At 39.8% G+C, this 23,903-nt stretch carries 25 protein-coding genes, 1 tRNA gene, 1 rRNA gene and 2 pseudogenes; 8 read left to right on the plus strand and 21 right to left on the minus strand.

Features of this window, described 5'->3' with window-relative positions:
* A 16S ribosomal RNA gene (locus tag A37Q_RS0105450) occupies window positions 1-260 on the minus strand; the annotation flags it as partial.
* A 247-nt stretch (window positions 261-507) separates the two neighbouring features.
* On the opposite strand from A37Q_RS0105450, the gene A37Q_RS0105455 reads away from it, so the two are divergent.
* A complete protein-coding gene (locus A37Q_RS0105455) occupies window positions 508-1,488 on the plus strand; it encodes a KpsF/GutQ family sugar-phosphate isomerase (RefSeq protein WP_018299272.1) in 981 nt (326 codons plus the stop codon).
* Here the strand turns inward: A37Q_RS0105455 and A37Q_RS0105460 are convergent.
* Complete coding sequence (locus tag A37Q_RS0105460; protein WP_018299273.1) at window positions 1,485-2,270, minus strand: enoyl-ACP reductase FabI; 786 nt, start codon at window positions 2,268-2,270, stop codon at window positions 1,485-1,487. The two genes, A37Q_RS0105455 and A37Q_RS0105460, sit on opposite strands and share 4 nt — an antisense overlap.
* A gap of 144 nt (window positions 2,271-2,414) precedes the next feature.
* Between A37Q_RS0105460 and A37Q_RS0105465 the strand changes: the two genes are divergently transcribed.
* Both A37Q_RS0105465 and A37Q_RS0105470 read left to right on the plus strand, forming a co-directional pair.
* Window positions 2,415-3,152 carry an LOG family protein gene (locus tag A37Q_RS0105465; protein WP_026196543.1) on the plus strand — a complete coding sequence of 246 codons (738 nt, stop codon included), beginning with the start codon at window positions 2,415-2,417 and terminating at the stop codon, window positions 3,150-3,152.
* Between the two features lie 2 nt (window positions 3,153-3,154).
* Window positions 3,155-3,406: a hypothetical protein gene (locus A37Q_RS0105470; protein WP_018299275.1), complete on the plus strand. Its 252-nt coding sequence runs from the start codon at window positions 3,155-3,157 to the stop codon at window positions 3,404-3,406.
* Window positions 3,407-3,433: 27 nt separating this feature from the next.
* On the opposite strand, the gene rlmB is transcribed toward A37Q_RS0105470, so the two are convergent.
* From rlmB to A37Q_RS0105500, 6 genes are all read right to left on the minus strand, one after another.
* Window positions 3,434-4,201, minus strand: a complete 768-nt coding sequence (gene rlmB / locus A37Q_RS0105475) for a 23S rRNA (guanosine(2251)-2'-O)-methyltransferase RlmB (protein WP_018299276.1) — start codon at window positions 4,199-4,201, stop codon at window positions 3,434-3,436.
* Window positions 4,202-4,210: 9 nt separating this feature from the next.
* On the minus strand, window positions 4,211-4,654 hold the full coding sequence (locus tag A37Q_RS0105480) for a hypothetical protein (RefSeq protein ID WP_018299277.1): 444 nt from the start codon (window positions 4,652-4,654) through the stop codon (window positions 4,211-4,213).
* Between the two features lie 155 nt (window positions 4,655-4,809).
* On the minus strand, window positions 4,810-5,292 hold the full coding sequence (gene coaD / locus A37Q_RS0105485) for a pantetheine-phosphate adenylyltransferase (protein WP_018299278.1): 483 nt from the start codon (window positions 5,290-5,292) through the stop codon (window positions 4,810-4,812).
* A 15-nt stretch (window positions 5,293-5,307) separates the two neighbouring features.
* A complete protein-coding gene (gene sufT / locus A37Q_RS0105490; protein ID WP_018299279.1) occupies window positions 5,308-5,859 on the minus strand; it encodes a putative Fe-S cluster assembly protein SufT in 552 nt (183 codons plus the stop codon).
* 2 nt (window positions 5,860-5,861) lie between these two features.
* Window positions 5,862-6,230, minus strand: coding sequence for a HesB/IscA family protein (locus A37Q_RS0105495; protein WP_018299280.1), 369 nt, complete (start codon window positions 6,228-6,230; stop codon window positions 5,862-5,864).
* 72 nt (window positions 6,231-6,302) lie between these two features.
* Window positions 6,303-6,923 carry a CerR family C-terminal domain-containing protein gene (locus A37Q_RS0105500; protein WP_018299281.1) on the minus strand — a complete coding sequence of 207 codons (621 nt, stop codon included), beginning with the start codon at window positions 6,921-6,923 and terminating at the stop codon, window positions 6,303-6,305.
* 305 nt (window positions 6,924-7,228) lie between these two features.
* Between A37Q_RS0105500 and A37Q_RS0105505 the strand changes: the two genes are divergently transcribed.
* The gene (locus A37Q_RS0105505; RefSeq protein WP_018299282.1) at window positions 7,229-7,744 is read left to right on the plus strand and encodes an outer membrane beta-barrel protein; all 516 of its coding nucleotides are present in this window, start codon (window positions 7,229-7,231) and stop codon (window positions 7,742-7,744) included.
* Here A37Q_RS0105505 and A37Q_RS0105510 read toward each other — a convergent pair.
* The 8 genes and pseudogenes from A37Q_RS0105510 to A37Q_RS0105540 form a co-directional block, all read right to left on the minus strand.
* On the minus strand, window positions 7,741-9,036 hold the full coding sequence (locus A37Q_RS0105510; protein ID WP_018299283.1) for an adenylosuccinate synthase: 1,296 nt from the start codon (window positions 9,034-9,036) through the stop codon (window positions 7,741-7,743). The two genes, A37Q_RS0105505 and A37Q_RS0105510, sit on opposite strands and share 4 nt — an antisense overlap.
* 116 nt (window positions 9,037-9,152) lie before the next feature.
* Window positions 9,153-9,578: a LysM peptidoglycan-binding domain-containing protein gene (locus tag A37Q_RS0105515; RefSeq protein ID WP_018299284.1), complete on the minus strand. Its 426-nt coding sequence runs from the start codon at window positions 9,576-9,578 to the stop codon at window positions 9,153-9,155.
* Between the two features lie 91 nt (window positions 9,579-9,669).
* A complete protein-coding gene (gene rbfA / locus A37Q_RS0105520; protein WP_018299285.1) occupies window positions 9,670-10,107 on the minus strand; it encodes a 30S ribosome-binding factor RbfA in 438 nt (145 codons plus the stop codon).
* Window positions 10,108-10,109: 2 nt separating this feature from the next.
* A pseudogene (gene infB, locus A37Q_RS16580) lies at window positions 10,110-11,912 on the minus strand (translation initiation factor IF-2); the annotation flags it as partial.
* 708 nt (window positions 11,913-12,620) lie between these two features.
* Window positions 12,621-12,884, minus strand: a pseudogene (locus A37Q_RS16585) (translation initiation factor IF-2 N-terminal domain-containing protein); the annotation flags it as partial.
* Window positions 12,885-12,897: 13 nt separating this feature from the next.
* Window positions 12,898-14,376, minus strand: a complete 1,479-nt coding sequence (gene nusA / locus A37Q_RS0105530) for a transcription termination factor NusA (protein WP_018299287.1) — start codon at window positions 14,374-14,376, stop codon at window positions 12,898-12,900.
* Window positions 14,377-14,396: 20 nt separating this feature from the next.
* A complete protein-coding gene (gene rimP, locus A37Q_RS0105535; protein WP_018299288.1) occupies window positions 14,397-14,861 on the minus strand; it encodes a ribosome maturation factor RimP in 465 nt (154 codons plus the stop codon).
* Between the two features lie 102 nt (window positions 14,862-14,963).
* Window positions 14,964-15,040: transfer RNA gene (locus tag A37Q_RS0105540), tRNA-Met, on the minus strand.
* 203 nt (window positions 15,041-15,243) lie between these two features.
* On the opposite strand from A37Q_RS0105540, the gene dtd reads away from it, so the two are divergent.
* Entirely contained in the window at window positions 15,244-15,681 is a 438-nt protein-coding gene (gene dtd, locus A37Q_RS0105545) for a D-aminoacyl-tRNA deacylase (RefSeq protein ID WP_018299289.1), read from the plus strand.
* A 6-nt stretch (window positions 15,682-15,687) separates the two neighbouring features.
* The gene (gene tyrA / locus A37Q_RS0105550; protein WP_018299290.1) at window positions 15,688-16,545 is read left to right on the plus strand and encodes a bifunctional chorismate mutase/prephenate dehydrogenase; all 858 of its coding nucleotides are present in this window, start codon (window positions 15,688-15,690) and stop codon (window positions 16,543-16,545) included.
* A 38-nt stretch (window positions 16,546-16,583) separates the two neighbouring features.
* Here tyrA and A37Q_RS0105555 read toward each other — a convergent pair whose 3' ends face one another.
* Both A37Q_RS0105555 and purF read right to left on the minus strand, forming a co-directional pair.
* Complete coding sequence (locus tag A37Q_RS0105555) at window positions 16,584-17,189, minus strand: MiaE family protein (RefSeq protein WP_018299291.1); 606 nt, start codon at window positions 17,187-17,189, stop codon at window positions 16,584-16,586.
* Window positions 17,190-17,197: 8 nt separating this feature from the next.
* Window positions 17,198-18,712, minus strand: coding sequence for an amidophosphoribosyltransferase (gene purF, locus A37Q_RS0105560; protein WP_018299292.1), 1,515 nt, complete (start codon window positions 18,710-18,712; stop codon window positions 17,198-17,200).
* Between the two features lie 315 nt (window positions 18,713-19,027).
* On the opposite strand from purF, the gene A37Q_RS16525 reads away from it, so the two are divergent.
* Together A37Q_RS16525 and A37Q_RS0105570 are read left to right on the plus strand one after the other, a co-directional pair.
* On the plus strand, window positions 19,028-19,150 hold the full coding sequence (locus tag A37Q_RS16525) for a hypothetical protein (RefSeq protein WP_018299293.1): 123 nt from the start codon (window positions 19,028-19,030) through the stop codon (window positions 19,148-19,150).
* A gap of 260 nt (window positions 19,151-19,410) precedes the next feature.
* Window positions 19,411-21,114, plus strand: a complete 1,704-nt coding sequence (locus A37Q_RS0105570; RefSeq protein ID WP_018299294.1) for a M4 family metallopeptidase — start codon at window positions 19,411-19,413, stop codon at window positions 21,112-21,114.
* A gap of 152 nt (window positions 21,115-21,266) precedes the next feature.
* Here the strand turns inward: A37Q_RS0105570 and tmk are convergent, their stop codons facing one another.
* From tmk to A37Q_RS0105585, 3 genes are read right to left on the minus strand one after another with little or no spacing between them, the layout of a single operon-like run.
* Window positions 21,267-21,884 (minus strand): dTMP kinase, encoded by a 618-nt coding sequence (gene tmk / locus A37Q_RS0105575; RefSeq protein ID WP_018299295.1) that lies wholly within the window; start codon window positions 21,882-21,884, stop codon window positions 21,267-21,269.
* A gap of 4 nt (window positions 21,885-21,888) precedes the next feature.
* Complete coding sequence (gene deoC / locus A37Q_RS0105580; protein ID WP_018299296.1) at window positions 21,889-22,650, minus strand: deoxyribose-phosphate aldolase; 762 nt, start codon at window positions 22,648-22,650, stop codon at window positions 21,889-21,891.
* Window positions 22,638-23,894 (minus strand): phosphopentomutase, encoded by a 1,257-nt coding sequence (locus tag A37Q_RS0105585; protein ID WP_018299297.1) that lies wholly within the window; start codon window positions 23,892-23,894, stop codon window positions 22,638-22,640. Before A37Q_RS0105585 ends, deoC begins: the two co-directional genes overlap by 13 nt.
* Between the last annotated feature and the right edge of the window lie 9 nt (window positions 23,895-23,903).

A 23,903-nucleotide genomic window follows, 5' to 3' on the forward strand; every position in this document is an offset into this window, starting at 1 on the left:
GCCTTTACCTCACCAACTAGCTAATCTAACATAGGCTCATCTCATGGCGACACCCTAAGGCACCTTTCATCATTAGATAATATGCGGTATTAGCAGCCGTTTCCAACTGTTGTCCCCCACCATAAGCCAGATTCCTATGCATTACTCACCCGTCCGCCACTAACCGTTAACCTGCAAGCAGGTTAACAAGTCCGTTCGACTTGCATGTGTTAAGCATACCACCAGCGTTCAATCTGAGCCAGGATCAAACTCTTCAGTTTATATCCTTAAGATTATATCAGCATAAACTAACATAACCTCGCAATTACTTAATCCTCAAAGTATTCAAGTATCTACAATTTCTATCTCTTTAAACATCTTAGATTCACGCTGACCACTCTCAGCGGGTAATTAGCCATTATAGGGATTTTCATTTAGCTGTCAAACGCTTTTTAGTAAAATTTTACTTTTTTATTTACAGCCATTTCCCCTACAATAAAACACACTATTAATAGTGCATTTTAAACTATGACTCAAGTAGAAAATTATAGCTATATACCAAGCGCGCTAGATACAATTGATATTGAGATTGATACCCTTAGACATCTTAAAGATCAGATAAATCAAAATTTTAACTTCGCCTGCGAATTATTAATGCAATGCAAAGGTCGAGTGGTTGTCATTGGAATGGGAAAATCTGGACATATTGCCTCTAAAATTGCAGCAACCTTAGCAAGCACAGGAACTCCCTCTTTTTTTGTTCACCCCGCTGAGGCAGGTCATGGTGATTTTGGGATGATTACCAAAGAGGATACGGTTATTGCCATCTCAAACTCAGGCTCCACACCTGAGCTTACCTCTTTATTACCTATGCTTAACCAATTAGGTACACCTTTAATAGCAATTACCAGCAAAGCATTCTCTCCCTTATCAAAAGCAGCAACTGTGACACTCAACTTAGATGTGCAAAAAGAAGCATGCCCTCATAATCTTGCACCAACCAGCAGCACAACAGCGACACTTGTGCTAGGCGACGCTATCGCCATAAGCCTATTAAAAGCAAAAAACTTCACTAAAGAGGATTTCGCATTCTCTCACCCAAGTGGCGCACTTGGTAAACGCTTACTTCTTAAAGTTGAAAATTTAATGATCAAGGAAGATGCTTTACCAATAGTGCACCCTGATACACCGATAGAACAAGCAATTGTTGAAGTTAGCTCCAAGTCACTTGGAATGTGTATCATATCAGCAGACAAAAAAGAACTTCTAGGTATCTTCACAGATGGGGATCTCCGTAGAATGTTCTATGAAGATCGTTATAAAAAAGGAGAACTCATTAGCGCACTTATGAGCAAAAACCCTAAGACCATTCTTTATAACGCAATGGCTATTGATGCGCTCGAGTTAATGAATCAATATAAAATCACATCCCTTGTGGTAACAGATAAAAACAGCAACATCCAAGGCATTATCCATATGCATGATCTCATACGAGAAGGGATCGCCTAAAGCACACCTCCCATGCTAACACAATGATATCCCGCATCAACATGAATAACTTCACCGGTAATACCACTTGATAGATCTGATGCCAAAAATGCTACAGTATTCCCAACCTCTAAAATATCGACATTCTTTTTAAGCGGTGAAACCTCAGCATTATAATCTAGCATCTTCCTAAAGCTCTTAATCCCAGATGCCGCCAAAGTACGAATTGGCCCTGCTGAGACGGCATTGACGCGGATTCCCTCTTGCCCCAATGACAAAGCACTATAGCGCACAGTTGCCTCTAGAGATGCTTTAGCTACGCCCATTGTATTATAACTTGGCATCGCTTTTTCTGCGCCTAAATACGTTAAGGTAATTAATGAGCCATTTCTACCTTGCATCATTGGGCGCGCCTCTTTAGCTAATGCTGCAAAACTATAAGCACTAATATCATGCGCAACCTTAAAGCCTTCTCTATTCACAGCCGAAATAAAATCGCCTTCCAACTGATCCGCTGGCGCATAAGCAACTGAATGAACAATACCATCCAACCCATCCCAAGTTTTCGCGAGCTCACTAAAGACATTTTTAATATCTTCATCTTTACTGACATCACACTCAACAATAGCACTTGGATTATACTTATCAGTTAGCTTAATAATCCGTTCTTTAAATCTTTCATTTTGATAAGTAAAAGCAAGCTCAGCACCTTCTCTATGCATTGCCTCAGCAATGCCGTAGGCAATTGATTTGTTACTTAAAAGCCCGACAATTAAAATTTTCTTACCTTTAAGAAAACCCATAATAAAACTCCTTTATTCCATTTACACCGGTAATTTAAACGCGCCTATTATGCAACATTTTCCTTCAAGACGCAGCAATCAACATAGCAGTGGGTAGATATTATGGTAATATGCTAGATCTTGGTATATACAAAATAGGTTTTTATGAATAAGACAAGAAAGTCAGTCCATCCTCGCGCTCACAGTGACGCAACCACCTATGGCAATGTCCATTTTGACCAATCTAGAGCAACTTGGAACATCATGAAAATCATGTCTGAGCTTGTGGAGAGTTATGAAAGGCTCGACCCAATCCAGCCTGCTATCAGCCTATTTGGCTCAGCAAGATTATCTTCTAATTCAAAACATTTTAAAAACGCAGAAAAAATAGCCGAAAAACTATCCGAAGAAGGCTTTAGCATCATCACAGGCGGCGGCCACGGCATCATGGCAGCAGGGAATATAGGCGCATCGAAAGGAAAGGGCTTGAGTGTCGGCTTAAACATCAACCTACCATTTGAACAAACACCCAATCAACATCAGGACATCTCACTCAATTATCGTTACTTTTTTACTCGAAAAGCAACTTTTGTTAAACACTCTTTAGCCTATGTTGTGATGCCTGGCGGTTTTGGCACACTTGATGAGCTTTTTGATATTGCGACACTTGTCCAGACCAAAAAGAAACCTCACATGCCCATTATTCTATTTGATAGCAGCTTCTGGCAAGGACTTGTTGAATGGATCAAAACAAGACTTGTTGATGAAGGGGTTATTAGCCCAAATGACCCTGAGCTTCTTATTGTTACGGACTCTGTGGATGAGGTGGTTAGGATTATTAAAAAACGTCATCAAGAAAATCTAGATCAAGACAAAGGCAAAAAAAGCGAGTTTGTATTTTAATTATGGAATATATCAATAATAGCCTCAGTGGACTTTATACTAATATCAGCATTTTAATGTCGGTGCTTGTTGTGATTGTCCACCTACTTTGCGCAATGGCCGTCTCCAAAGACTTGAGTCACTTTGTAAAACGCAACATCACCCCACAACTTATGCCAAGTTTCGCATGGATTATCGTCACACTTGTGAGCGGCATATGGGGACTACTTATTTACTGGCTGATGCACCATTCATCACTGGCTCGCGGGAAATAACTCAAAGCCCAATAGATTTCCACTTAATCAGACGAAATCTCTCTGCCTGACAGCTTCATATAGCGCAGCACCAGTTGCTACAGAAACATTCAAACTTGATACCCGACCATTCATTGGCAACTTTGCCAAATAATCACATACCTTTTTTGTCCCGTGACGAAGCCCTGTGCCTTCAGCGCCCATCACAATAGCAGTAGAGATATTTAGATCTAAATCATATAAATACTCTTTGGCCTCCCCAGCCATTCCAACAATCCACACACCTTCAGATTGAAGAAGCTTGAGTGCTCGTGAAATATTTGTAACCGCCACCAAAGTCACTGACTCAATGGCACCTGAAGCTACTTTCTGCACAGTCGCATTTACATTTGCACTTCTATCTTTAGGGAAAACAACAAAGTCCACTCCCACAGCATCTGCGGTACGAATACATGCACCCAAATTATGAGGATCCTGAAGACCATCCAATACCAAAATCAAAGGCGTTTTTTGCCCTCTTTGCAACAGAGAAGACAAATCCGCCTCATCATGTATGCGAATATTAGAAACACACTTGGCAAAAACATCCTGATGCACCACTTGCTCAGATATTTCATATTCCTGCATTAGCGATGCAAACTTCGTTTTACTGACAAATTCACAGGCAACTTTTTTCTGCTCTGCCAATTTAATCAACTCTTGCATTTTAGCTATTCGCTCTTTTGACTTTAGGCAATATAATACTTCAATGCTATCTGGATGAACCTTCAACTTGGATTTTACTGCATGCACGCCATAAACTAATTCAAATGACATCTAATTTTCCTACTTATTATTTTGATGTAGCTGCAATGCGCCTATTGGAATCCCTTTTTTACGCAAATTAAGGGCAATTTTATCAACAATCTGCTGGCACATTTCAACACACTCAACACCTCGAATTCCTTTAGACATCAACCAATCAGCAATTTCATTTAAAAAGCTTTTGAGAGAAGATAATAATTTTCGATTACGCTCGTTTGGACTAAAACGGTAGCGATGCTGATCTAACGGCTGACTCCACTGTTCATAGCTGTGCGAAAGCTCTAAGACAACATCTGAAATCATTTGCTCAACGGCAAGTTCCAGCTTTCCCTCTGGCATTACATGCATATGACGCATGGACTCCACTTGTTCACGGCGGACCTCTGCAACTGTTTTAACACTGTTTTCTTGTTGAAGCTCACTCAATCTTTTTCGATTGGATAAGGTTACTTTTTTCTTTGACATTATATTTCAAAACTAAACTCCAAAAGCTTAGCTATAGTATATACCGCTGACAAACCATTTTACAGAGATTCTTGCTTTGTATTTTATTACAACTAAGATGCTCAAAAATAACGCCAACACCGCTTTAGTCAAATGAGCACAGCATCACTTCAAGCCTAATTTGAATACTTGCTCTTTAGTGAATCAAGCACAACTTGAGGAACAAACTCACTCACACGAAGAGGGTCAATCCTTGCCACCTCTCGAATCATTGTTGATGAAAGGCAAGTGTACTTCTCATCCGGAGTTAAAAATAGCGTTTCGAACTCGCCATTTAAACGATGATTAATACTTGCCATCTGAAACTCATATTCAAAATCAGAAACGGCTCTTAAGCCCCGAATAACTGCTTTTGCTCCGCATGACTCAATAAAATCTGCCAAAAGACCCTCAAATTTAACGACCGAGACAGTGTCATACATATCAAATACTTGTTTTGCCAAAACCAAACGCTCATCTTCACTAAATAGTGTTTTTTTATTACTTCCTGTGGAGATTGCAACAACTACATGGTCAAACAAACGAAGCGCCCGCTTTACAAGATCAATATGCCCATAGGTAACCGGATCAAACGTTCCTGAATATACTACTTTTATCATCTTTCACCCTAGTGATTAAAAAAGCCCAAGCTCAAGTTTTGCCTCTTCAGTCATCATCTCTGAATTCCAAGGCGGATCAAACACCAAAACCACATCCGCTTTTTCAACATTCGCAATCAGTTTTAGCTTATCCTCAACATCCTGAACCAACACAGGGCCCATTCCACAACCAGGCGCAGTTAACGTCATCTGAACGCCAACATGGTAATTGCCTGAATCCAAACGTGTGTGCGAAATATCATAAATTAATCCCAAATCAACAATATTGACAGGGATTTCCGGATCATAAACTGAACGAAGCTGATTCCACAATAGTGATTCATCTATATCATCGCCCGGTTTTATATCTGCAGCATCACTGGGTAAACTGATTGCTTCTTTGCCAATAGCATCAGCATCCTTACCATCTAAATAGACCAAATTTCCCATTACATTCAACGTAAAACTGCCACCCATAGCCTGTGTGACCAATACCTCTTGTCCGGGTAAAAGTGCCATTTTTTCACCATAAGGCACGGTAATCACTTCAACTTCACGGCGTAAAATTGTTACATCTGACATATTCATGCTTATTTTGCATCCTCATCGATTGTGAAGCTTTCACCGCAACCACAACGAGCAGACTCATTTGGATTTTGATACACCAACTGTGAGATACCCAAAGGCTGTTTTACATAATCAATCTTAAGCCCTTGCAGGTATTTTACAGCACTATTATCCACATATAAATTCACTTTATCTTCCACAAATACACTATGATTATCCGGCACCTGATCAACAGCCTTGATATCATAGGCAAGCCCAGAGCAACCAGTAGTTGTAACACCAATTGCAATTCCCAAGGCATTTTTTTCTTTTATATATTTCTCAAAATGTTTAAGTGCTGCCTCAGACAGATGCACAATTCGCTCTAAAGAGGGGTCAAACTTTTCAATCATAACTCACCAAATTCTTTTTATTCATATAAAATGCTACCAATATGGTACCATTTAATCTCTCAAAGTACCAACTCACCCTGCAATGCTATCAATAAAACCACTTAAAATACGTGCATGTTTTTCTAAGTGCACCTCATTAAAGCTCTGCACTGAAAGCTCATGGCGCAAATTCCCCTTAAATGCCAAAAATAACATAGCCTCTGCAATCAATGATTGGGTTGTTAAGGCATAATATAATTCTGTTTCGTTAGGAACCAAAGCCTTAAGGCACGCGCCAATTGTTGAAAAAACAACATGCGTCATATTCTCATAAATATACGGAAAAGCGTCACTTGGGTTGTTTTGCTCCCTCAATGTGATGCGTGCAAACTGATTAAACTCACTATCCAGAGAGTTTTTTGTCATATTGGTCAAAAAATTCAACAAGATAGCTTTGATTTGCTTTTTATCCGCTTGTTTCAGCTCAGCCAAAACCTTCTCTCTAAGTGGCAGCAGAATATCTCTATATTTCCCAACCATCACTTTCACCAAATGCAGATAAAGTCCTTCTTTACCGCGAAAATAATAACTAATCGCAGCGATATTCACACCCGCCTCACTTGCTATCATCCTAGTTGTCGTTGCAGCATATCCATATTCTGAGAAAGTGACCAATGCCGCCTGAATTAACTTATCTTCTACTTTATCTTTCATCTTCAGCTTCATCTTTTGTGTTTTAAACAGAAATATTAAATGCCCAGATCATAGCAATTTTTTTATATGCTGTCATGAGAACATGCAATAAAAAGTCAATTAAAAATAATCGATTAAATCAATTAGTTTAAAATGCTTTTTTTCCAGCAAAAATCACGATATCATATCAGGCACATCAATACACATTACAGGCAATTTCAGTGCGCTTTATTCTCTTTATATAAAGAGCACCTATCGATAAATTTGATAAACCGTCATGTAAATAATTGATTGAAATCAAACTGGAATAATGGAAAAGGAGTCTTATGAAAAAGGTTATTACACTTATTGGCAGCTCACTTGTTTTAATTGGAAGCACTTATGCCGCAAGCAGCTCATCAGAGAATAATTCAATACCCAAAACAGGTTTTTTTGCAGCGCCCGCATTTGGGATGTTAGTTAACAGCGGCACAGGTTATCGCGATTCACCGGAAGCCACTTTGAGCATTGGTTATAGCTTTAACCCTTATTTCTCTGTTAAAGCAGGTGGTATTTTCTTTGTAGCCAGAGACAAAGGCAATCAAAGCAACAAGTTCAGCACTTACTCACGACTTGATGCCGTCTTGTCACTACCAACAAACACAAATTTCACCCCGTATTTCCTGACTGGGGTAGGCGCACTATCAATGTCCAGCACTGAGTTTGCACCCAATATTGGCACAGGAGTTGCTTATACGCTATCAAAAGGCTTTGCATTGACTGCAAACTATCGAATGATTATTCCGGCAAAAACAACCGGAACCATGAGTTTATTTGATATTGGGTTTATCCGTTACTTCTAAAAAACATCCTTCACAATCACATTTTGGCTTCTTTCTGGACCTGTGGAAACAATATCAACAGAAATGCCAAGCTTCTTCTCAACAAAGCCTACATACGAACGCGCAGCAGCAGGTAAATCATTCCACTTTCTTTTATCAAAAACGCTCTCGCCTTCCCAACCAGAAAGCACCTCATAAACAGGCGTACATCTCACATAATCAGCATTATCATATGGCGGATATTCCACTTGCTCTCCATCTAGCTCATAAGCAACACAAACTTTAAGCTCCTTCAAACCATCCAAAACATCAAGCTTTGTCAGACAAATTGAAGTAATACTATTAATTTCAATTGCGCGCCTCAATGCCACTAAATCAAGCCACCCTGTTCTTCGCTTTCTCCCTGTAACCGTACCAAACTCACAACCTTTCACACCCAGATGTTCGCCCACTTCATCATCCAGCTCAGTTGGATAGGCGCCACTGCCAACTCTTGTTGTATAGGCTTTGGTAATACCAATCACTGCATCAAGATAACAAGGCCCAAAGCCCGCGCCCGATGCAACCGTCCCCGATATTGTATTAGAGGAGGTAACATATGGATATGTCCCATGATCAATATCTAAAAGCGTCCCTTGCGCCCCTTCAAAAATAATCTTACCACCTTTTTTTCGTATTGCATTTAGCTCGGCAGAGACATCATTGATCATAGGCAAGATGGTTTTTGCATACTCAAGTAGTTGCTGATAAGTCTCTTCAACATCGAACTGATCTTCTACTTTATAGTACTCTTTCAGCGTAAAATTATGCAAATTAAGCAAAGTTTTAAGCTTTTGTTTCAAGTTCTGAGGTGCTCTTAAATCTCCAATGCGGATTGCACGCCTTGCGACCTTGTCTTCATACGCAGGACCAATACCTCTTTTTGTCGTCCCGATTTTTTGATCACCCAATGCCGCCTCTCTTGCATTATCAAGCGCCACATGCACAGGTAAAACAATTGGACAGGCTTCACTGATGCGTAAACGATCAAAAACAGGCACCCCTCTTGCTAAAAGCTCATTCATTTCAGAGCTCAGAGCCTCTAGAGAAACCACCACACCATTTCCAATAAAGCTCATTACACCATCGTGCAAGATACCAGATGGAATCAATCTAAGTTTTGTTACCTCACCATTAATGACAAGCGTGTGCCCTGCATTATGTCCACCCTGAAAACGCACTACAGCATTTGCCTTATCTGTCAGAAAATCGACAATTTTCCCTTTACCTTCATCGCCCCACTGACTACCCAAGATCACAATATTATGATTCACAAAAAAACCTCGACTTAAACTCAAACAGTAGCATGTTAGAGAATTTTGTCTGAATTGACAAATAAAATGGGTTATTTTCTGATAGAATCTTTGGAATAAAATTTTACGCTGCAATACTAGCAACTGCTCTTACTTGGAATAATCAACTCTTGACCTGCCATTAATTTATCTTTGGCATCCATCTGATTTGCTTTCATTAAACAGTTTACTGTTATTTTGTTTGTCCGTGCGATTGCCCACAATGTATCCATAGGCTGAACAGTGTAGAGATTTGAGCTTACTTTTTGAGTGCCTTTTGAAGTTTTTGATTGCTCTATCAATGCCTTTTCACTCTCAACACTCACCTTTTTTTGCTTTTCTTGAGATGCACTTTCTGTATGTGTTACAGAAGAAGTTTGTGAATGTTGAATAGTTTGAGAGTCAGAAGAATTTAGCTTGCTTGCCACAGCTGGTTGTTCATGGTTATTTTCAACGGTTGAGCACCCGCCAAGAATAGCCAGCAAAATAATAGATGTGAAAAATGGTAAAATCACTCTTGTCATAACTTATATCATAAGCAAGTAAAAGAATAATCATATGATAGCCTGAGCAATATCAAAACGCTAGTGCTCATGCTAAAAGATAATGCTTTAACTAACGCAAGCGCTCGCGCTTTTCATCATCGCCATCATCTTTTTTCACATGCTCACTCTTTTCATGTTCATCATCTGCAACAATTTCTTGATCTTTGCTACGCGCCTTTGTAATCAGCTCATCCATTTTATGCCCATAGTTCAGCGAGTCATCATGAATAAACCGAAGTACAGGCGTGATCCTTAAAGAAAGTGATTTGGCAAGCGCTGTTCTAAAAAAGCCTTTTGATGCATCAAAAGCCTTGATGATTTCCTGAATCGTATTGGTTTGATTCATTGATGAGAAATACACCTTTGCAGCAGAAAGATCTCGTGATACTTCCACACTAGTAACAGAGACCCATTTTAACCTTGGGTCTCTTATTTTCGTGTTCAGAAGTGACTGTATTACTTTTTGAATCTCATCAGAGACTCTCTGTACACGCGCGTTATTCGCCATAATTATATTTCTCTTTTCACTTCTATTGTCTCAAACACTTCGATTTGATCGCCAACTTTGACATCATTGTAGTTCTTCACACCAATACCACATTCCATGCCTTTTTTGACCTCATTTGCATCTTCTTTGAAACGTTTTAATGATTCAAGCGCGCCCTCATAAATCACCACTTGATCACGAAGGACACGGATTGGGTTATTACGTTTGACAACACCATCAATCACCATACAACCTGCAATCGATCCAAACTTAGAAGATCTAAAGACATCACGCACCTCAGCAATACCAATAATCTCTTCTCTTAACTCAGGAGAAAGCATCCCTGACATCGCTTTTTTCACATCATCAATCAGATCATAAATAATGCTATAGTAACGAAGTTCAATTTCATCTGCTTCAGCTTGCTTTTTCGCAGCGCCATCAGCACGAACATTAAACCCAAATAAAACAGCCTGTGAAGCAACTGCTAAAGAGACATCAGAAGAAGTAATCCCGCCAATTCCACTTGCAATAATATTCACTTTAATATCATCATTTGACAGTTTAACAAGTGATTCACGAATAGCCTCGACCGAACCTTGCACATCCGCTTTTAATATGATGTTCAACGTTTGCTGTTCATCATTTTCCTCACCCATTCTATCAAAAAGTGCTGAGAGTTTGCTTGCTTGCTGCTGTTTCAAACGCTCTTCTTTTTGTTTTTGAGAGCGAAGCTCAGCAACTTCTCTTGCAGTCTTATCATCTTTCACAGCAATCATTTCATCACCGGCATTTGGAACACCTGAGAGGCCTAATATCTCAACAGGCGTAGATGGGCCTGCAGTTGTGATTTTTTGCCCTACATCATTACTCATCGCACGGATGCGGCCATACTCGGTACCACAAAGGACAGTATCGCCCTGCTTAAGCTCACCACTTTGTACAAGAACCGTTGCCACTGCACCACGGCCTTTTTCAAGCTTAGACTCAACAACAATACCTTTGGCAAACCCTGTTTGTGGCGCAGTTAATTCTAATACTTCCGCCTGCAAAAGAATGCCTTCCAATAATGCATCAATACCCTCGCCTGACTTAGCAGAAACAGGTGCGAACATAATATCCCCACCCCAGTCTTCAGGAATAACATCATGCTGAGAGAGTTCTGTTTTCACACGATCTGGATCTGCCTCTGGCTTATCTATTTTGTTAACAGCCACAACAATTGGCACACCAGCTGCTTTTGCATGCTGAATTGCTTCAATTGTTTGCGGCATGACACCATCATCCGCAGCAACAACCAAAATAACAATATCGGTACTACTTGCACCACGCGCACGCATTGCTGTAAACGCTTCATGCCCCGGGGTATCTAAAAAGGTAATTTGTCCACGCTCAGTTTCCACTGAATAAGCACCAATATGCTGCGTAATTCCACCGGCTTCGCCCACGGCTACACGCGCTTTTCTGATATAATCCAATAGCGAGGTTTTACCATGGTCAACATGCCCCATAATCGTTACAACAGGTGCTCTTGGCGCGCTATCTTGCTTAGATGAGTCAATCAGAACTGTATCTTCCAACACATCTTCTTTATGCATTGTATATTCATGCCCAAGCTCCTCAACAATCAAAATTGCCGTATCCATATCAATCGGCTGGTTAATCGTTGCCATCACACCCATCTTCATAAGTATTTTAATTAAGTCAGCAGCCTTAACCGCCATTTTTTGCGCAAGCTCATTAACGGTAATACCTTCAAAAAGAACAACTTGCTTCACCTCTTTTTCAACAGGTTTATTAAATTGCTGAGTCTTGACTTTATTTACTGCAATCTTTTTACCTGAAAGTCGTGATTTTTTCATTGAATTGCCATAACCATCATCGTCAAATTGATACAGCGACTTTGAGGATTGTTTTTTCTGGCCTTTTGGTTTTTTAATATTTTTACGAGTTTCTACTTCCTCAGTAGATTGTGTAGCCTTTTGCTTCAACCTTGCCGGTTTCTTAGGTGTGGAGTCAGCATTAACAGACTCTTTTTCTTTTTGTCTTCCAGAGGCATCATTTTCAACTGCCACAGTAGGTTTTGAAGTAATGCGAAAGCCATTTTCCTTTTGCTCTGCTTTAGCTTTTGGCTCTGGCTTAGCTTTTGGCTCTACAGTTTTTTTAATCTCCTGAGTAGCCTCAATCTGATCTGATTCTTTTTTAGGCATCTTCGGCTTTTGCAGTTTTGCTTTTTCAGGGACTTCAGTTTGCTCTGTTTTAGCTTCATCCTTAGAAGGTTCACTTACAACATTTTCTTCTACAGTCTCATTATCCACAAGCTCAACTTCATTTTGCTCTAGAGGCGAGTCACTAGCTTTAGTAGCATCTGTCTTATTTTCCTCTGACAACCCTACTTCCACTGGTTTTTCCACAGCAACACTCTCTGACACTGAACCTTCAGCCTCAACAGCTGAATGATCTTGCGTTTCCACTAATTCAGCTTCTTTATCTACAACTTCTTCCATATCCACAACAGGCGGTGCAACAATGGTTCTTTTTTTTCTAACCTCTATATTAATCTTTCGATTGCCAGAGACTTTTAATTGTTTGGTTGTCTTACGCTGCAACGTAACTGGCTTTTTTTTCGCTGTCGATGCGCTACTTTGAATAAACGCCAACAGTGTGCTTTTTTCACTATCACTTACTACATCAGTTACCGCACTTTTATGCACCCCTGATTGCTCTAACTTTTGCAATAAAACTTGTTCATCAATTTTGATGAGTTTTGCCAATTGACTTACTGTAATCTCTGCCATGACATTCCCTCAATTATTTATTATCTTCATTAAACCACGGGGCGCGAGCCGTCATAATTAAATCGGCGGCCTCTTTTTCACTCATTGGGATAATATCTATTAAATCATCCGTTGCAAGCTCAGCTAAATCTTCCATCGTAATGATTTTATTTTCTGCAAGTATATTTGCCCATTTTTCTGTCATACCTTCCATATTAAGAAGATCGTCAGCTGGCTTTTCAGCGGCCAAAGCTTGAGAGAGTAGCGCTGTTTTTGCACGCTCTTGCAACTCTTCAGCAATTTCTTCGTCAAAGCCTTCAATCTCACTCATCTCTTGCGGATCAACATACGCCACTTCTTCTAGAGTACTAAAGCCTTCTTCAACCAACACTTCAGCGACATCTTCATCAATATCAAGCGCATCCACAAATATATTCATTGTTTTATTTGCTTCTTCTTGCTGTTTTTCAGCTGCTGCTGACTCAGCCATGATATTAATATGCCAGCCCGTTAGTGCTGATGCCAAACGAACATTCTGACCATTTTTACCAATGGCTTGAGAAAGCTGTTCTTCTTTAACCGCCACTTCCATTGTTTGATTGTCTTCATCTTGTACAATCGAGATCACTTCAGCTGGCGCCACAGAGTTAATCACGCACTGAGCTGGGTTATCATCCCACAGAACAATATCCACACGCTCACCCTGTAGCTCATTAGTAATTGCTTGAATACGCGAACCTCTCATACCAACACAAGCGCCAACTGGGTCAATACGCTTGTCATTTGACTTCACTGCAACCTTTGCTCTAGAGCCAGGGTCACGCGCAATACTCACAATATCCATAAGCTCTTCAGAAACCTCAGGTACCTCAAGCGCCAAAAGTGCTTCAAGCATCTTTTTGTTCGAACGACTTAAAATAATCTGATAGCCCTTTGTCTCCTCATCAATTTTAAGCACACAGGCGCGAAGCTTGTCATTTAAGCGGTAGTTTTCTTTTGGTAAAAGCTCTGAGCGATATAACACCCCCTCAGCATCTTCACCTAAATCTAATACAAGAAAATCACGCGTTGCACGCTTTACCTCACCATAGACAATCTTACCGATTTTATCCTTAAAGCGAGAAACCATGAGTCTTCGTTCCTCATCGCGAACTTTTTGCATAATTACTTGCTTTGCAGTCATCGCAGCAATGCGTCCAAACTCAATGGACTCAAGCTCTTCTTCCAGCACATCACCAATTTCGACATCATGGCCTTTTTCTTTTGCGACATCGACATAAAGTTCAGCAGCGTAGTTTTCTATTTCATGATCTTCTGGAACAATGCTCCATAAACGAAAAGTATCATATTCGCCTGTTTTTCTATCAATGGTTACTTTAATATTTGCATCTTCAGAAAAACGTTTTGCCGTAGCAACTGCCAAAGCCTCTTCCATTGCCTCAAAAAGCATGTCTCTTGAGACTTCTTTTTCATTTGCAACTGTTTCAATAACAAGTAATAATTCTTTGCTCATTTCACTATCCTTTTAACACTCTAAAAGTTTGGCACAACACGCATTTTATCAACGCTACTAAAGTCAAACTTCACTTCACCCTCATCTGTACTAAGCGTAACAAAATCGCCCTCTACACCTTTAATCGTTCCTTTGAACTTTTTACGGTTTAACTGATCAAGCAGATGTGTCAGCTCTACCTTTACAATAAACCCAACAAGACTTTTTGCCTGAATAGCACTAAATACACGCCTATTAACGCCAGGAGAGGAAACCTCTAACGTATATGCGCCACTTATCGGATCCTCAACATCCAAAATAGCACTAACGGCATGACTCACTTCTTGACAATCGTCAACTGAAATCCCTTCTTCATAGTCAATAAAAATTCGAAGCGTCATACTGCCTGCATGCGTACTGGAGCCATCTACTTCAATACCCCAAAGAATAAAGCCAAGCGCTTCGACTTCTGGCTCAATCAATGCTTTTAGTTCCTCAATTAACATGTAGACATTTCTCCTTGAGATACAAAAAAAGGACTCTGAAGGTCCTTTTTATCAACAAACAAAAAAGGCCCTAAAGGGCCCGTCTTTACTTAATAAAATTTTTGGTAGCGGGGGCTGGATTCGAACCAACGACCTTCGGGTTATGAGCCCGACGAGCTACCAGGCTGCTCCACCCCGCATCAACAAGGACATATCCTATCACTTCTTTTTTCAATTGCAAGGGTTTTGTTTAAAAAAGCCAATCAAATCACAAAAAAGTCACTTTATAGCTGAAACTCAAACTTTAAAGTCGATATTGACCAGCTACATTTTATTGCATCTATCAATAAATTTACTTATGCTGGCTCTGCTATTAATTAATCACAACTGAAGCCAATAGTTAATGATCGCATTGATTCAACGCACGACAAAAGCACACATCTTAGTAGATAAGGAAACCATTGCTGAAATCTCGCAAGGGATTGTAGCACTTATCTGCATGGAAAATACTGATATAGAGACACATTTTGAAAAAATGCTGCATAAGCTCCTAAACTACCGAATTTTCGAAGACCAAGAGGGCAAAATGAATCTTTCGCTAAATAATATAAATGGCGGGTTATTATTAGTTCCTCAATTCACCTTAGCTGCAAACACATCCAAAGGGCTACGCCCAAGCTTTTCTAATGTATGTTCTCCTGATATTGCAAAAGAGAAGTTCTCAAAGTTTTGTGCGCTGGCTTTACAGAAATTTCCACACACACGCCATGGTCACTTTGGAGCAAACATGCAAGTAACGCTTACAAATGATGGCCCTGTTACATTTTGGCTTAAGGTATAATCGATCATGCAACACACACAGCATACTAACCCTCGCAACAAAAACATATGTATTATCGGCGGTTATGGCGCAATGGGAAAAATGCTAAAGCAGTTTCTTTCAACGCTGGAATATAACATTACCCTATTTGGTGAGAATGACTGGGATAGTGAAGCGCAGAATAAGCTTAAAGATCAAGACCTTATCATTATCAGCGTCCCGATTTCTGTCACAAAAGAGACGATTTCTCGCTGCTGTCAATATATTGATAAGAGAACCATTCTAGCCGACATTACCAGCATTAAAACCGATCCACTTAACTGGATGCTTGAGTTTCACAAGGGTCCAACCCTTGGATTACACCCCATTTTTGGCCCTACAATTCAAAACCCAAAGGACCAAGTGATCATTTATTGTAATGGTCGAGAGCCCGAAGCTTATAACTGGTTTTTAAAAAGCCTCTCCTCCCTTCAATTTACACTTAAAGAAATGACAGCAAAATCACATGATGACGCGATGACCTTTATCCAAGGGATTGAGCATTTTATTACCTTTTGTATTGGTGGTTATCTAAAACAAGAAAATGCAGATATTGAGGCCTTACTTTCCATGGCTTCCCCTGTATACAAAATGGAGCTCAACATCATTGGCCGACTTTTTAATCAAGACCCTGAACTATATGCGAATATCATTGCCTCTGATAATACAAGACTTGCCTCTATTAAACGTTTCTCAGAGCTAGTTCAAAAAGAAGCTGATAACTTACAAAGCCCACAAGCAAAACCACAGTTTATTGATACATTCAATACAATTAAACATTGGATGGGTGATTTCACTGAAAAGGCTTATCAAGAAAGTGATAAAGGTTTACGTATCAGCAAATAAAGACTCTTCGAATTAAGCATTTGTTTCTGCTAAAAAGATTAAACGCCACTATGAAAACGAAACTCATTGTCTTCAGATTCGATTAACTCTTGCTCCAATACTCTAAATCGTTCAATGTGAGGCATAATAGGCTCACTACTATACTCTGTAGCAAATTGTAAATAAATGCTGAAATGCCGCCTCTCTGAAGCAAGAAGCCCCTGATAAAATTTCTGTAGCTCTTCATCCAAATGCGGCGCAATTACTGAAAACCTTTCGCATGATCTTGCTTCAATAAAGGCGCCGATAATAAGCGTATCAACGAGTCTGCCTTCTTCTGAAGTTCTCATAAGCGTTCTGAGTGTTCTGGCATAACGAGATTCAGATAAAAGCCGATAGCGAATATTACGTTTTTTTAAAATCGCAAGCACCTGCTCAAAGTGCACGAGCTCCTCTCTGGCAATCTTTGACATTCTTAATAGAAGATCTGGGTATTCAGTTGACTTTCGATACATAAAGCTAATTGCCGCAGAGGCCGCTTTTTTCTCACAATGCGCATGGTCAATTAATAAAATCTCTTGATTCTGTAACGCCTTATCTACCCACGCCTTTGGTGTACTGCAAGGCAAAAAACTCTCAATGGTTGCATAATCATGATACTGCATTTTTTCTGCTATTCCTGATTTTGCATATCAATAGAGCCACCCACTCCTTTGCTCTTAGTCTCTTTAGACTCCCTAGCAAGACTAAGCCCATCCAAATAGCGCTGATCAACACCACCTGTTATATAGTTTCCATCAAAAACAGAAGTGTCAAAGTGACTAATTTTTGGATTTAGGCATTGAACCGATTTCACAAGGTCTTCATTTGTCTGATAAAACAAGTGATCAACACCAATAAAATCGGCAATAGCTTTTATATCCTTTCCATAACCCACAAGTTCACTATGTGTCGGCATGTCAATACCATACACATTCGGATAGCGAATTACCGGCGCAGTTGATGCAATCGATACTTTCTTAGCGCCAGCCTCCCTTGCCATCTCAACAATAAGCTTTGAAGTATTACCACGAACAATTGAGTCATCAACCAGAAGAACATGTTTCCCATCAAACTCATCTGCAATTGTATTTAGCTTCTTACGAATGGATTTTTGCCTTTTCTCCTGATCTGGCATAATAAAGGTTCTGCCAACATAACGGTTTTTCACCAAGCCCTCACGATAGGGCACATCGAGCACACGAGAAATTGGCAGCGCAGCATGGCGACCTGAGTCAGGAACTGGAATAACAACATCAATATCATGATTTGGCATTGTTTGAAGAATACTTTTGGCAAGCCTTCGCCCCATTTCAAGACGAGCGCCATAAACAGAAATACCATCAATCACTGAATCAGGTCGCGCTAAATAGACATATTCAAAAATACACGGCGATAAGCTTGCTTTATCTGAGCATACCTTCCTTGTCAGCTTGCCCTCTAAATCAACAAAAATAGCCTCTCCAGCTTGAATATCATCCACAAACTCATAACCATCACAATCAAGCGCAACTGTTTCTGAGGCCACTATATATTCAACACCGCCATCGGGAGAGGTTTTTTTCCCAAGCACTAAAGGTCTAATACCGTTTGGGTCACGAAAAGCAAAAAGTCCAGCCCCAGCAATCACGCCGACTACGGCATAGCCACCAACACAGCGGTTATAAACCTTTTTCATTGCATCAAAGAAAATATCAATGGAAAAGTCTTTTAATGAGACCCTCGCCTTTGTTAACTCAGATGCCAATACATTTAATAACAGCTCTGAGTCCGAGCTTGTATTAACATGCCTGTAATCTTTTTCCAATAAATCTTTACGAATTTCTGCCGTGTTAATTAAATTTCCATTATGCGCTAAGGCAATACCATAGGGCGAATTGACATAAAATGGCTGCGCCTCAAACTCACTATTAGAGCCTGCCGTTGGGTAGCGAACATGCGCAATACCGAGATTCCCTTTAAGTCGCTCCATATGCCTTGCTCGGATGGCATCCACCACCAATCCTTTTGCCTTCCTTAAAGACATATGATAACCGTCACAAGTTAATATCCCTGCCGCATCCTGACCTCGATGCTGAAGCATTGTTAACGCATCAAAAAGCTTTTGATTTACTTGTGATTTCCCAATAATTCCAACCACACCACACATAATGCACTTGCCATACTATTTATCTAGATTTCAGGTGTGCTAGTTTACCAAAAAAAACTGCATTGTTGAGGTTTTTTTGGTCATATGCTTCAAAGTTAAAATAGAAAATATAAAATACACACGTAAATATAATTATAAAATGTCAAATCAATGCGTAATTTCACTTTTAATTTCATTTATTACATGCTATAACAATTAATCCTAGCAGTCACGAATGACAGCTAGTGAAGGAATGTTGTGAAAGGTTACAGCACATCCTGTGATGTAACACAGACACAACATAGAGAAAGGAAAAGGAAAGGAGAAGTACCCCCCATGAAAAAAGTAATACTATCAACCATTGCAGCCTCACTTGCGTTAAACCAAAAAGCCTCGGCACAATTTTCATTCGCCGAGAAGCAAAGGGAACAAAATACAAGCTCAAGTAGTTTTTGGTAGCCCTAGCTTAAACTTATCAAGCGTCATAAGGTTAGTTGCTAGAGTACATTTTGCACTCAAAGACACTACCCTAAGGCCTAACTCAAAATCGAAGGAATATAGTGAGTCATAACTTGCCTACCAAGAAGGACGGCTAAGGCCACGTATTTAATAGACAGTATGACAAATCTATCATGCAGTCAGATACCCTACGTAATCTTGGTAAAACAGATTTATAGGTTATTGCATGACCAGATCACAACCAATAGGAAAGGAAAAAAATGAAGTTGAAAAAGAGTATTATATTAAGTTTTAGTTTTAGCCTATTAACTGCTGGAGCCTATGCTACGGAAAAGGTTAATTTAACTAATGCACCTATCGACGATTTGCAAGGTTTTCATCTACAAATGAATCAGGAAAATGGTGCAAATACCATGTTGATGACAACACCACAAACAAATACTTTAAATCAAATATCTCAATCCAATTTAGCAGGCATTAACTATGAGCGCTATCAGCAGTATTACAAAGGAATCAAAGTGATAGGCGCCCAAATTACGATTGCTAAAAGAGGCCAAAAGAGCCTTTTATTAACCACTAATGAGGATAAAGCTAACGGTGAAGTAATCAAAAATATTAGCCTTGACACTAGCCCAAGCATTTCAGCACAATACGCAATCTCTCATTCTTTAACCGTTTACAATCAGAATGCTAAGGGTTATCAGGTTAATTACTTAAATGGTAATGCGCCCAGTGCCAAGTTGCAAATTATTATGGATAATAAACAGCCAAAACTAATTTACCAAGTGCAATTCCTAGCACAAAAGGCAAACAATCAACCACAGGCTATGCGTTATTATGTTGATGCAAAGACTGGAGAAATTATAACAAGCTGGGACAATATTCAAAATTTTGAAGATACAGGACCAGGAGGCAATGAAAAAGTACATGAATATTGGTATGGTCAGCAAGGGATGCCTTCTTTAGATGTCACACAACAAGGCACAACCTGCACAATGGAAAACATACGCGTCCGAACCGTCGATTTACAGCAAACGCAGGACGACACGACCACTCCTTATAGTTATACTTGCGGCATGAACACCGGACAAGATGAAATTAATGGCGCCTATTCTGCAATCAATGATGCACACTATTTTGGCGATATAATTATCGATATGTATAAGGAATGGTATGGCATTGATGCACTAACTGCAAACAATGAAGCAATGCAATTAGTTATGCGTGTACATTATGGCAGTAATTATGACAACGCTTTTTGGTATAATGGGAATATGACCTTTGGTGATGGCAATAGCCTCTACCCACTTGTGTCTTTAGACGTAGCCGGTCATGAAGTGAGTCATGGATTTACTGAACAACATTCAGGCCTTGTTTATACCAACCAGTCAGGTTCTTTAAATGAAGCTTTTTCAGATATGGCAGGACAGGCCGTTAGAGCCTATTTGCTTAGTCAAGATGAAAGCAATTATGCAAAGTTTTATCCAGAAGACCCAGAAGGGCAAATTGGCTGGGGTATCGGTGAAACCATCATGAAAGGTGATGGAGCCCTACGCTATATGAACAACCCCTCGCAAGATGGTATTTCAGCAGATTGCTATGATCCTTCGCTTGACGGCGCACTCGCATGTGAAATTAGTTATCGAAAAATGCTTATAAAATCACGTGGAGACCAATCATATATTGTTCATACAGGCAGCGGTGTATTTAATAAAGCATTTTATTTATTAGCAAGCACATGGGCTTCTAACAATCAAACTCAGGGCTTATCGAATCAGTACGCCGAAGGCGTGAAAGAGGCTTTTCATATAATGGTATTAGCGAATGTGAAATATTGGACACCTTCAGTAAAGTTTTCGCAAGCAGCTTGTGGTGTAATCTATGCCGCTAAAGATCTTAACTATTCAACAGCTGATGTTGCACAAGCATTTACAAAAGTTGGCGTTAGCACCTCTAACTGCTAAATACTGCTCTATAGCAAACTGAATACCTGTTCATATAAACAACACACCTATCTTATATTTTCAGCTCTGCTTTGATGCAGAGCGTCATATTTTCCGAAGCTAAATAGCGTTTATTCATTGTTCAATGAATCATCAAATCCTTTAAATACCTTTTAAAGCAGTTTATTTAGCTGGGCTTCAATCTCTAAAGATACCTTTTCTAAAGGCTGACCTGCATCGATCAATACAGCTTGCTGTGGATTTTCCCTTACAAGCGCTATGAAAATAGCGCGCGCACGCTCAAAAAAGCTTAATTTCTCTTGCTCAATTCGATCAAGCGCGCTTCGCCTCTTAGCACGTAACAGTCCTTTTTGAGGATCAATATCTAAATAAATGGTTAAATCCGGTTTAATATCAGATAGCAATAAATCATTTAAGGCGCTTACCTTCTGGTAGCCTATTTCTCTTCCGCCACCTTGATAGGCCAAAGATGACCAATTAAAGCGATCACAAACAATCCATTTATTACTCCTTAGCGCAGGTTTAATCAATCTCTCAACATGCTGCATCCTAGAGGCATACATTAGAAGAAGCTCTGCTTCAGAACAAAGCGCCTCCTCTTGATAAGGGGTAATAAGAAGCTCTCTTATTTTCTCAGCCAAAAAAGTTCCACCAGGTTCACGCGTATAACAGGCATTAATACCTCTTTGCTCTAAAAATGCTTTAACGACTGAAACAGCGGTACTTTTTCCTGCACCTTCCAAGCCTTCAATAACAATAAACTTACTCATCCAGTTAATATCCAGAAAGCGTTGATATTTTATCAACCAATAAATTATCCAATAACCCACTCACACCAAAGCGAAAGGTTGAGGGGGAAATAAACTCCCTGCCACAAATCTTCTCTGCCAAGTCCAAGTATTGACAGGCATCATTATAGGTTCGAATACCTCCTGAAGCCTTAAAGCCCACTACGCTTTGCGGATTATTTTGAGAGAAGGTCTTAATTGTATTTAACATGACTTCAGCTGCTTTTAAAGTTGCTCCAACTGGTGTTTTTCCTGTTGAAGTTTTAATAAAATCTGCGCCGTTTTCAAGCGCGTCAAAACTTGCCTTTTCAATAAGAGAAGCGTCTTTTAACTCACCTGACTCAATAATGACTTTTAACGTTTTATTCACACAAAGTGCTTTTAGTTCCCTAACAAGCACACAAGCATGCTCCGAGGATCCTGTTTTCAGATAATCGCAATAGGGAATCACAACATCAATCTCATCAGCGCCCTCAGATAGGGCTTTTTCTGTCAGATCAATACAATGCGCTAAATCTTTTTTTGCATCAGGGAAGTTAACAACTGTCGCAAGCCTAATATTATCACCTTTATTTTTTATCTTTGCTTTTGCATAGCTGACAAACTCAGGGTAAATACAAATTGCCGCAACCGCGCCAAGTGCATTGAGTGATTTACTTATCAATACATCAATTTCAGTACGAGTATCATCATTATTTAAAGAGGTTAAGTCAATTAAAGAGATAATTTCTTGTTTCAAGTATGACACGCTAGCGATTCCTTTTTAAACACAGAATCACCATATGCCAATGCTGTAACACCCATATAATCAGCAATACTCTGGCCGATATCAGCAAAACTTTGACGTGCTCCGATGTTCTCTGTTTTCACTCGATTCCCCCAAAGTAGAAATGGAATATGCTCTCTTGTATGATCGCTTCCCTCTGCGGTGGGGTCACAACCATGATCTGCAGCAACAATGACAATCGTATCATCATCTAAAAGCGCATCCAACTCTGGCAATCTTGCATCAAAGAGCTCAAGCGCATTTGCATAGCCTTTAACATCTCTTCTATGACCAAAACTTGAATCAAAATCGACAAAATTAGTAAATATCAGCGTATTATTATTTGCTTCTTTGTATGCCTGGACAGTAGCATCAAAAAGCGCATCAATACCGGTAGCTTTCAGCTTTTTTGTAATCCCTTGATGGGCATAAATATCCGCAATCTTACCAACAGAAACCACCTCAGCACCCGCTGATTTTAACACATCTAACAATGTCTTCTCTGGCGGCAGTATTGAATAATCCTTACGATTTCCTGTTCTTTGATAATCAACAGCTGATTCACCGACAAAAGGTCTTGCAATAACACGCCCAACAACCAGTCCCATCTCATCAAAAAGCTTGCGCGCCACTTCACATAACTCATACAAGCGCTCCAAACCAAAATACTCCTCATGCGCAGCAATCTGAAACACGCTATCCGCTGAGGTATAAATAATGGGCTTTTTAGTAATGCAGTGCTCCACACCTAAAGATTTTAATACTTCAGTACCAGAACCATGACCGGCATCTAAAAACCCTTCTGTTAGATTTGTTCTCTTAACCCACTCATCCAAAAAAGCTTGTGGAAATACAGAGCCTGTTTCTTTTCTTTCAAAATAATGCCAATCAAAAAGAACTGGCACGCCCGCAATTTCCCAATGCCCACTTGGCGTATCTTTGCCAAGACTTTGCTCAATACAATAGCCAAATTTACTATTTTGCACCTGAGTATTTTCTTCCTCACTAAGCGAAACAGATAAAGGGCGAGCCCGACTCATTTGAGCCGCCTCTTCTAAACCACGCTTTGCCAAATTTGGCAATCTTAAAGGGTTACAAGGCGCTCGGTAATCGACAATATGTCCAAGTGTATCACCACCTTCATCACCAAAACGCACCGCATCTTTTGACTCACCAATACCAAAAGAATCCATCAAAAGGATAATAACTTTTTTATTCTTTAGCATATTCCTAAA

The sequence above is a fragment of the Fangia hongkongensis FSC776 = DSM 21703 genome, from assembly GCF_000379445.1.
GTDB lineage: Bacteria > Pseudomonadota > Gammaproteobacteria > Francisellales > Francisellaceae > Fangia > Fangia hongkongensis.

Coding starts and splice junctions, on each gene's coding strand:
- A37Q_RS0105480 (WP_018299277.1), bottom strand. CDS start 4,654: ATGTCAAAGAAAAAAGTAACCTTATCCAATCGAAAAAGATTGAGTGAG.
- tmk (WP_018299295.1), bottom strand. CDS start 21,884: ATGAGTAAGTTTATTGTTATTGAAGGCTTGGAAGGTGCAGGAAAAAGT.
- A37Q_RS0105465 (WP_026196543.1), top strand. CDS start 2,415: ATGAATAAGACAAGAAAGTCAGTCCATCCTCGCGCTCACAGTGACGCA.
- nusA (WP_018299287.1), bottom strand. CDS start 14,376: ATGAGCAAAGAATTATTACTTGTTATTGAAACAGTTGCAAATGAAAAA.
- A37Q_RS0105505 (WP_018299282.1), top strand. CDS start 7,229: ATGAAAAAGGTTATTACACTTATTGGCAGCTCACTTGTTTTAATTGGA.
- rbfA (WP_018299285.1), bottom strand. CDS start 10,107: ATGGCGAATAACGCGCGTGTACAGAGAGTCTCTGATGAGATTCAAAAA.
- A37Q_RS0105460 (WP_018299273.1), bottom strand. CDS start 2,270: ATGGGTTTTCTTAAAGGTAAGAAAATTTTAATTGTCGGGCTTTTAAGT.
- A37Q_RS0105585 (WP_018299297.1), bottom strand. CDS start 23,894: ATGCTAAAGAATAAAAAAGTTATTATCCTTTTGATGGATTCTTTTGGT.
- tyrA (WP_018299290.1), top strand. CDS start 15,688: ATGCAACACACACAGCATACTAACCCTCGCAACAAAAACATATGTATT.
- purF (WP_018299292.1), bottom strand. CDS start 18,712: ATGTGTGGTGTGGTTGGAATTATTGGGAAATCACAAGTAAATCAAAAG.
- A37Q_RS0105500 (WP_018299281.1), bottom strand. CDS start 6,923: ATGAAAGATAAAGTAGAAGATAAGTTAATTCAGGCGGCATTGGTCACT.
- A37Q_RS0105555 (WP_018299291.1), bottom strand. CDS start 17,189: ATGCAGTATCATGATTATGCAACCATTGAGAGTTTTTTGCCTTGCAGT.
- A37Q_RS16525 (WP_018299293.1), top strand. CDS start 19,028: ATGAAAAAAGTAATACTATCAACCATTGCAGCCTCACTTGCGTTAAAC.
- A37Q_RS0105495 (WP_018299280.1), bottom strand. CDS start 6,230: ATGATTGAAAAGTTTGACCCCTCTTTAGAGCGAATTGTGCATCTGTCT.
- dtd (WP_018299289.1), top strand. CDS start 15,244: ATGATCGCATTGATTCAACGCACGACAAAAGCACACATCTTAGTAGAT.
- coaD (WP_018299278.1), bottom strand. CDS start 5,292: ATGATAAAAGTAGTATATTCAGGAACGTTTGATCCGGTTACCTATGGG.
- A37Q_RS0105470 (WP_018299275.1), top strand. CDS start 3,155: ATGGAATATATCAATAATAGCCTCAGTGGACTTTATACTAATATCAGC.
- rimP (WP_018299288.1), bottom strand. CDS start 14,861: ATGTTAATTGAGGAACTAAAAGCATTGATTGAGCCAGAAGTCGAAGCG.
- A37Q_RS0105515 (WP_018299284.1), bottom strand. CDS start 9,578: ATGACAAGAGTGATTTTACCATTTTTCACATCTATTATTTTGCTGGCT.
- A37Q_RS0105455 (WP_018299272.1), top strand. CDS start 508: ATGACTCAAGTAGAAAATTATAGCTATATACCAAGCGCGCTAGATACA.
- sufT (WP_018299279.1), bottom strand. CDS start 5,859: ATGAATATGTCAGATGTAACAATTTTACGCCGTGAAGTTGAAGTGATT.
- A37Q_RS0105570 (WP_018299294.1), top strand. CDS start 19,411: ATGAAGTTGAAAAAGAGTATTATATTAAGTTTTAGTTTTAGCCTATTA.
- rlmB (WP_018299276.1), bottom strand. CDS start 4,201: ATGTCATTTGAATTAGTTTATGGCGTGCATGCAGTAAAATCCAAGTTG.